We start from the raw sequence: 8802 nt of genomic DNA, 5'->3' as shown, positions 1-8802 counted from the left end.
CGGACGCTTAGACTTGTCTCTGTCGCCACCACACCCCACAATAGTGATGACGTTTTCATTTCCAGTCCTCAACGTGTTGATGGTATCAAGCACGTTTTTAAGTGCGTCCGGCGTATGGGCATAATCAACAATGGCCGTTATATTTTTTTTCGATTTATAATATTGGAACCTGCCATCCACATTTTCCAATTCGCTCAATAAGCGCAGTGTCTCCAATTTCTCCAATCCCAAAAGATCAGCTGTAGTGTAAATGGCCAGCATGTTGTAGGCGTTAAAATGGCCTATGAGTTTGGACCATACCTCGTTGTCCTCAATTTTTAATAATTGCCCATCAAACTGATTCTCCAAGATCTGGGCCCTATAATCCGCGTAGGTCCTTAGGGCATAAGTATATTTTCTGGCCTTTGTGTTCTGCAACATGTATAGACCATTTTTATCGTCGATATTGGTCAAGGCAAACGCCTTTTTGGAAAGGTCATCGAAGAGTTTTTTCTTGGTATCCCGGTATTCCGCAAAGGTCTTGTGATAATCCAAATGATCATGGGACAAATTCGTAAATAGGGCTCCTTCAAAAACCAATCCTTCAGATCTTTTCTGGTGGATGCCGTGTGAACTGACTTCCATAAAACAGAACTCGACCCCAACATCGTTCATCAAGGCCAAATGTTTATTGATTGTTAGGGCATCCGGTGTGGTAAGGGATGTGGGGTATTCCTCATCATCCACCATAATCTTAATGGTAGATATCAACCCTACTTTGTACCCGGCCTTTTTGAACAACTGATACAGAAGGCTGCTTACTGTAGTTTTTCCATTGGTGCCGGTAACTCCAACCAGTTTCAGGTTCTTTGATGGGTTGTCATAGTAATTGGCCGCCATTATGGCCAAGGCACTGTTCCCGTTTTTTACTTCCACATAGGTCACTTCATTGACGATATTCTGGGGAAGTTCCTCACAGATTATCGCTCGGGCCCCAGCCGATAAGGCCTTATCTATAAACTGATGACCATCCGTAACGGAACCCTTGATGGCAACGAATACATCGTCCTTTCCCACCTTCCTGGAATCAAAGCAAATAGCATTTACCTTAATATGGGTGCTACCACTTACTGCTGTTAGCCCTACCCCATATAATATGTCCTTCAGTAATTTCATGAAAGTTCCAGCACTATTTTGTCCACCTTATTTAAATCCGTACCGTGGGAAACGGATTGTTTCCTGACCTTCCCATTTCCTTTAACCTCCACCTCTATTCCCAAATTCTCCAAAATGGAAACGGCATCCATTCCGCACATACCTTTTACATCAGGTACTTTATTATACTTTTTCTGAGCTTCCGCAAAATACCTTTGATAAGAATTCTCTAGTGTTTGATCCTCAACTTTTTGCATATTTACCTCATCGATCAATGGGGAGGAGGCATATACCTTTTGGGCAACGGATTTGAATACAGGACCGGAAACATCGGCTCCATAGTATCCCACGCTTTTATCCGGCTCGTGTATCACCACAATGCAGGAGTATTTTGGGTTCTCGGCAGGGAAATATCCAGCAAAAGAAGAGATATACCGCAGTTTATCCGGATCCTTGGATGCGTAATTTTTTTGGGCCGTACCCGTTTTTCCTGCCATGGAAAAATTAGGGGAATATAATCCGTGACCTGTGCCATGTTTTTGCGACACTACATTGGCCAATAAATGCTGCACTTTTTCAATGGTTTCCCGGGAACATACAGCCGGATTTATGACTTCCTTATCAAACTTTTGAATAGTCGTATTCCATTCCTTCACCTCTTTGATCAATCGTGGTCTTACCATTTCCCCATCATTGGCAATGGCATTGTAGAATGAGAGCACTTGCAAAGGCGTCATGGATACTTCATAGCCATAGGCCATCTGGGCCAAGGAAAGACCGGACCATCCCTTTTCGTAAGGATATCGAATTACGGGGGCACCTTCACCTTTAATGGGAAGTCCCAATTCTTGATTCAGTTGCATGCCGTACAGCCGGTCTACATATTTTTCAGGATTTTCCTTGTAGCTGTTGTGGACCATTTTCGCAAAGGCCGTATTGGACGAGACCTCAAAGGCCTTGGCCAAGGAAATCTTGCCATACCCTCCTCTTTTGGAATCTCTTATCCTATGTCTGTAAATACGCCAAGACCCTTTTTCAGTATCATATACATCGCTTGTATCGATGACTTTGTCCTCGAGTGCCGCAACCAGATTCATCAATTTGAAAGTAGAACCAGGTTCATGGGATTCTCCAATAGCATAGTTCAATCGCTCATAGTATTTTCCCGCATCCGTTCGTCCTAAATTGGAAATAGCCTTTACTTCACCCGTTGCAGTTTCCATAACTATGACGCACCCATGATCGGCCTTGTATTTTTCCAATTGACCCAAAAGGGCATGGTGGGCAATATCCTGTATATTGATATCAATTGTGGAAACCACATCATAGCCATCCTTGGGTTCTATGATGTTATCGAAACCAATGGGCTTCCACTGTCCTTTTGCTATTTTCTGCTTTAAACGTTTGCCCTCTACCCCACGAAGGTATTGCCCGAAGGCACCTTCGAGCCCAACACGGGTGTAGTAACCGTTTTCATCCACGCGTTCATAACCTACGCTGCGCTCGGCAATTTTGCCCAATGGGTGTTCGCGAACGATTTTTTGTTCTATAATAAGCCCTCCCTTATAGGGACCTTTCCGAAATAACGGGAATTCCTTTATGGCCATATACTCGGAATAATCCAAATTGCGGGCCACTAGGGCATATCTATTCTTGTTGGCCTTGGCCTTTCGTAAAAGCTGTTGATAGTGGGAAGATGTTTCCCCTAATAATTGGGAGAGAGCATCGGACAACGGCTTTACGTTCTCCTTAAAATCAGTATCCTTTACGGTAAGCGCGTCAAAGCGAATGGTATATTTGGATACGGACGTAGCCAAAAGACTTCCATCATCCGAATAAAGATTGCCTCTATTGGGTTCTATGGTAAATAGCTTTTCAGTACGTTTATGGGCCAACTTTCTATATTTCTCCCCTTGTACCATCTGTATATTCACCAATTTGAACAAGACGGCGCCCGCGAACAGAAAAAGGAATCCTGTTACAAAATAGAGTCGCTTAAGTATGGTCTTTTCGGTTACGGCCACTAGTTTTCTTTATGGGAGGTTACCTTTATTTTTTTGGGCGGGACTTCAGATGGATAGAGCTCCTTTTCCTCTACGATATTCATTACGGTAGATTCCAATTTTAGGCGTTGCACATCGGACCGAACATCCACAAACTCGCTTCGCAATTCCTTTACCTCCTCATTCAAGGCTGCAATCTGATGCACTTTCTTATCGGCACTATGCGAGCTTCCGATCATTACGGTGGCCAGAAAGGAAGCAAAAATGATAAAGAGCCAGTTTTTTGGGGCATCGCCGCTCACCAAAAACTTCCCTTTTAATATGTCCAGTATTCCCTTTTTCATCAGTGTCCTAAAATTGATTTTCTATATCAAATTCTTTCTGCTATTCGCAGTTTGGCACTTCGTGCCCTGTTGTTCAGTTCAATTTCTTCTTGGGATGGCACTACTAGGCCGCCCACTTTTTTAAATGGCACATTTACATTACCATAAAAATCCTTTTCGGGCTCTCCCTCAAACTGTCCGGTACGTATAAATCGTTTTACCGGACGATCCTCCAGAGAATGGTAACTTATGATACTTAGCCTTCCACCCCTGTCCAATAGTTGTGGCGTCTGCGCCAAAAATTCCTTGATCGCCTCTATTTCCTGATTCACCTCTATTCGAATGCCTTGATAAATCTGCGCCAGAATCTTATGTTCCTTGTGTTTGGGCAGGAATCGCTGTAAAGCACTTTTTAATTGTACCGTAGTTTGAATCCGTTCCTTTTGCCGGTACGTCATCAATGCACTTACAATGGCCTTGGCGTTTCGCAAATCGCCATATTGAAACAACACCCTTTGCAATCCCGACGAATCATAGGTGTTAATCACATCATATGCAGTCAGTTGATTGCGTTTGCTCATCCGCATATCCAAATCCGAATCGAAACGCGTTGAAAACCCCCGTTCGGCCTGATCAAATTGATGTGATGAAACTCCGAAATCCCCAAGAATTCCATCTACTTTCCGAATGCCATAGAACTTTAAAAATTGCTTGATGTATCGAAAATTCTCATTGATCAGAACACATCTTTCGTCATCGATCTTATTCTCCAAAGCATCCTCGTCCTGATCAAATGCATACAACTTTCCCTCATCCCCTAACCGCTTCAATATCTCTTTGGAATGCCCCCCGCCACCAAAGGTTACATCCACATATACGCCACTCTCTTTAATATTGAGCCCGTCCACGGACTCCTTCAAGAGAACCGGGTTATGATACATCTTCCTTGGGCTTTTCATTGCCCATGACCTTCCTGGCCAATTTTGCATTCTCCTCCGCAGGCGCTTTTATGGACTCTTCGTATAACGCCTTATCCCATATCTCCAAATTCTTATTTATGGAGGCGAGGACCACATCTTTGGTGATTCCCACGGTGGTAATCAAATTTTTAGGTATCAACAACCTTCCCGTACTATCTATTTCCACTGGCCGCAATCCTGCCGTATATTTTCGTATAAACTCCAAGTTCTCCGGTTCGTACCTACTCTTGGTATTCAATTCCTTCATGACCGTATTCCACTCTCCCATAGGATATAATTCCAAACAATTATCATACATGGAACGTTTAATGACAAAACCCTCATTTCGTATAGGCGTCATCTGGTTCAATAAGGTAACAGGGAGTTTTACCCTACCCTTGGCATCTGCCTTGCAGTCATATGTCCCAAAAAAATAAATCTCCAAAGTATGGCCGGTTCTACTTTTAACAACTCAAATATATAGAAATTATTACCACAATTTACCACAAAAAACCACTTTGTTAATAAAATTGGCATTTTTTGGAGCAAAATCATCTTATTTCCCAGTAATTCATTGTAAAAAGAGCAATGGAATTTTATTACGGCGCTTCAAGAATGGATACTAAACTTCTTTGGGAAAGCCGTATTTGAAGATTTTATTCTAAAAATCTATTGGATTTTGAGGGGTGACCGTGGTATTTGTTAAGCTATGCTTTTTGTGAGGTGCTTATGAATAAATAGTCTATATTTAATGGATGAATCACAAGCAATTCGGGCTTTGCGATTTTTAGTTTTATAGAGCATGTGTTTCCTCCGCCGCAATCATAATCGCTTCCATGTTCCATTGCCAAAAACTGGTAGTTTTGGAATACTTTGCCTCCTTGTCATTTCAGTTCTATTCACCTCTACTTGTAAGGCACAGACCAAAGAAAATTTGGGCCCCTATTATAATTGGTTCGATACTGCAATCGGCATTGAAAACCAGGAAATACATTATGGAGCCGTTTATTCGGAAAAGCATAGGGCAAAAAGCAAAAAATCGAAATTTTTTCCTTCCCCTTACTTTACAAAGGGCGATGTGGTTATTGATAATCTACCCTATTATTCACTCGAACTCAAATATAATGTATACGAAGACGAACTCTTAATGCAGGTGGCGAACAACCTTGGGGGTAAGATCTTACAACTTCATAAAGATAAGATTAGTAGCTTCACCATAGCCGGTCATTGGTTTACAAAAATCGATGGTGTCGAGGCCCAAAAAACTCACATTAGTTCGGGTTTTTACGAGGTCATTTTGGAAAAGCCTTCTTTTACTTTGTTAAAGAAACACCGGAGACTATTGACCGAACAACTAGGTGCAGACTTGATTTTTTACGAATTCGAGGAATTGGATTCAGAATTTATAGTTAGGTATACCGATTCCTATCATCGCCTCAAAAAAATGCAGGATGTAAAAGTTCTATTTCCACAAAATGTACCAGAATTAAACGATTACTTAAAGAATCTACCCTCGAATCTAAGTTTTGAGGACAGGTTGAAATCGGTTTTCTCATTTATGGATACCCTACTGAATGAAACAAAGGATAAAACCATGAATAAATGAGGTTTTTTTTCTTTTCCATATGGCTATTCCTTTCTTTTCAATGGTCCGTGGCACAGACAGATACAACACAAATAAATCTTGTTTTTACCAATGCCACTCGATTGGAGGTCTTGGAGAAAATAGAGGAAATTTCTGGATACCATTTTTACTTTGTAGAACAATGGTTGGGCAACGATTTAATTTCGGGCACGTATCAAAACTCTTCTTTGAATACCGTTCTTCAAGATGTTTTTAAGGAAACCATTATTAATTTTTTCATTCTGGATAACCGCACAATTATATTGACCCGGAATACCATAATACGGGATGAACTCCATCCTAGTTTTTATGAAACTACCACTTCGATACCAGAGGACACCACGGAAATAACAGAAACTCCCTCCTATTTTTACTTGGAAGAAAAACAAGATACCAGGCCGGATATAGAAACCGTACGTATTGGACGGGAGCGAAAAAATATCGGTCGACGAACATATACCTTATCCGGTCATGTGAAGGACAAGACTACCGGAAAACCTATCCAAAACTTAGCCATAGTGGTCAAGGGAGGTTCCAAGGGGGTAAGCACGGATGCCAATGGTTTTTACGAAATAGTGCTGCCTACCGGAGTAAACATACTCCAAACCAAAGGTATTGGTATAGAAACTTTGGAAAAACGGGTGATTATGTATAACAATGGGCAATTGGATTTTAACCCTGGGGAAAGCGCGGAGCAGTTGGACGAGGTTGTCGTCGAAAGCAACCGGCTAAGAAATGTGGAAAAGGTGGTGACCGGAGTAGTGGAAATAGACATTGCCGAAATAAAAACCATTCCCTTGGTGCTGGGCGAACGTGATATTCTTAAAACGGCAATAACATTGCCCGGTATCACTAATGCCGGGGAAGGTGCGGCAGGATATAATGTAAGGGGAGGAGGCACCGATCAAAACCTTATCTTACTGGATAATGCCGTACTCTATAATCCGGCTCACTTTTTTGGTATTTTTTCCGCATTGAATCCTTTTACCACGGGTGCGATTACCATTTATAAAGGAAGTATCCCTGCAGAATATGGTGGACGCTTATCCTCAGTCTTTGACATTACCACCAAAGACGCCAACACCCAAAAGTTTTCGGGGGAAGCTTCTCTCGGACCGGTTACCAGCAATCTTGTCCTGGAAGTGCCCCTGGTAAAGGACAAATCGGGCATAATGGTTGGGGGAAGAACCACTTACTCCAACTGGATATTAAGGTCGCTGGATGATGAATCATTGAAAAACAGCCAGGCCTCATTTTATGATGTCGTGGCAAAATACAATGACCGTATCAACGAAAGGAACAACATTTCGGCCACCGCATATTTTAGTAGGGATGCCTTTAGTATTACGTCAGACTCCATATTTAGCTACAGCAATCGATTACTATCCTTAAAATGGAACCATCAAATCAATGAAAAAAACTCTGCCAATGTATCGCTTTCAAATAGTGAATATGGGTTCGGTATTGATTTTGAGGCCAATTCCAATAGGGATTTTGATTTGGGATATCGTATCAACGAGACGGAGCTCAAATTGAATATGCTAAAACTCCTGGGGAAATCCCATAAGATCAACTATGGCCTATCTAGCAAATTATATCTTGTTGACCCTGGGGATATTGAACCCGTGGGCAGCCAGTCCATTATTGAACCGCTCAGTTTGCAAAGGGAAAAGGGATTGGAATCCGCTCTTTTCATTTCGGATAATTTTACCGTAAGCCCAAAATTATCCTTTGATATAGGCCTGCGTTATTCTTTCTATGCCGCACTTGGAGCTTCGTCCCAAAAAATTTATGAAGCCGGGCTGCCCAAAAGCGAAGGAACTTTGGTAGAGATAAGGGAATTTGGCAATAATGAGATTATAGAGACCTACGGCGGACCTGAAGCCAGGATATCCGGTCGTTATTTTTTAACCCCGGATTTTTCCATTAAGGCTAGTTACAATAACACACTTCAATATATACACACCCTATCCAGTAATACTACGGTATCGCCTACCGATACCTGGAAGTTATCGGACATCAATATTGAGCCTCAAAGGGCCAATCAGGTTTCTTTGGGGCTGTTCAAGAATTTTGATGATAATCGTTATGAATTGAGCTTGGAAAGTTATTATAAAAGATCCAAAAATATTCTGGACTACAAGGTAGGGGCGCAATTGCTGCTTAATGAGTCCATTGAGACGGAAGTATTACAAGGTGAGGGAAAGGCCTATGGCGTGGAATTCCTATTGAAGAAAAAGGAAGGCCGTTTAAATGGATGGCTGGGCTACACCTATTCACGTTCCTTCATAAGGTTAGATAGTGAATTTCCCGAGGAACGGATCAATAATGGGGAGTACTTTCCGGCTAATTTTGACAAACCCCATGACATTAGTTTGGTGACCAATTATAAGCTGACCAAGCGTTTTAGTTTCTCGGCCAATTTTGTATACCAAACGGGAAGACCGGTTACCTTTCCTATAGGTTCATATTTCCTGGATGGTGCGGAATATGCCTTGTTCAGTGAAAGAAACAAATTTCGGATTCCGGACTTCTATAGGCTGGACCTTAGTTTTAATGTGGAAGGAAACCACAAAATCAAAAAATTTGCCCATAGCTTTTGGAATATATCAGTGTACAACGTTTTGGGCAGAAACAATCCATTTTCCGTCTTTTTCGTCACCGAGGATGGATCGTTGCAGGCCTTTAAAAGCTCCATTTTTGCGATACCGGTACCTACCATAACCTATAACTTTAAATTTTGAACCTACTATATCCAT

At 41.8% G+C, this 8802-nt stretch carries 7 protein-coding genes; 2 read left to right on the top strand and 5 right to left on the bottom strand.

Annotated elements, in window-relative coordinates; genetic code table 11:
* The 5 genes from Q0993_RS17070 to Q0993_RS17050 form a co-directional block, all read right to left on the bottom strand.
* Positions 1 to 1155: UDP-N-acetylmuramoyl-L-alanyl-D-glutamate--2,6-diaminopimelate ligase (locus Q0993_RS17070; RefSeq protein WP_299535323.1), on the bottom strand; the 1155-nt coding region annotated here is incomplete at its 3' end.
* Positions 1152 to 3158, bottom strand: coding sequence for a penicillin-binding protein (locus Q0993_RS17065; protein WP_299535321.1), 2007 nt, complete (start codon positions 3156 to 3158; stop codon positions 1152 to 1154). The genes Q0993_RS17070 and Q0993_RS17065, both read right to left, overlap by 4 nt.
* Positions 3158 to 3481, bottom strand: coding sequence for an FtsL-like putative cell division protein (locus tag Q0993_RS17060; protein ID WP_299535319.1), 324 nt, complete (start codon positions 3479 to 3481; stop codon positions 3158 to 3160). The genes Q0993_RS17065 and Q0993_RS17060 overlap by 1 nt, the downstream gene beginning before the upstream one ends.
* Before the next feature lie 26 nt (positions 3482 to 3507).
* Entirely contained in the window at positions 3508 to 4401 is an 894-nt protein-coding gene (gene rsmH / locus Q0993_RS17055; protein ID WP_299535317.1) for a 16S rRNA (cytosine(1402)-N(4))-methyltransferase RsmH, read from the bottom strand.
* Positions 4391 to 4864, bottom strand: a complete 474-nt coding sequence (locus Q0993_RS17050) for a division/cell wall cluster transcriptional repressor MraZ (RefSeq protein ID WP_299535315.1) — start codon at positions 4862 to 4864, stop codon at positions 4391 to 4393. The genes rsmH and Q0993_RS17050 overlap by 11 nt, the downstream gene beginning before the upstream one ends.
* A gap of 399 nt (positions 4865 to 5263) precedes the next feature.
* Here Q0993_RS17050 and Q0993_RS17045 point away from each other — a divergent pair, with 399 nt between their 5' ends.
* Together Q0993_RS17045 and Q0993_RS17040 are read left to right on the top strand one after the other, a co-directional pair.
* Positions 5264 to 6025, top strand: coding sequence for a hypothetical protein (locus Q0993_RS17045; protein WP_299535312.1), 762 nt, complete (start codon positions 5264 to 5266; stop codon positions 6023 to 6025).
* Entirely contained in the window at positions 6022 to 8787 is a 2766-nt protein-coding gene (locus Q0993_RS17040) for a TonB-dependent receptor (RefSeq protein ID WP_299535310.1), read from the top strand. Before Q0993_RS17045 ends, Q0993_RS17040 begins: the two co-directional genes overlap by 4 nt.
* Positions 8788 to 8802 lie beyond the last annotated feature (15 nt).

The sequence above is a fragment of the Ulvibacterium sp. genome (assembly GCF_028285715.1).
Taxonomy (GTDB): Bacteria; Bacteroidota; Bacteroidia; order Flavobacteriales; family Flavobacteriaceae; genus Ulvibacterium.
This window is presented reverse-complemented; position numbering and strand designations above follow the sequence as displayed.

Coding starts and splice junctions, on each gene's coding strand:
- Q0993_RS17060 (WP_299535319.1), bottom strand. CDS start 3,481: ATGAAAAAGGGAATACTGGACATATTAAAAGGGAAGTTTTTGGTGAGC.
- rsmH (WP_299535317.1), bottom strand. CDS start 4,401: ATGTATCATAACCCGGTTCTCTTGAAGGAGTCCGTGGACGGGCTCAAT.
- Q0993_RS17040 (WP_299535310.1), top strand. CDS start 6,022: ATGAGGTTTTTTTTCTTTTCCATATGGCTATTCCTTTCTTTTCAATGG.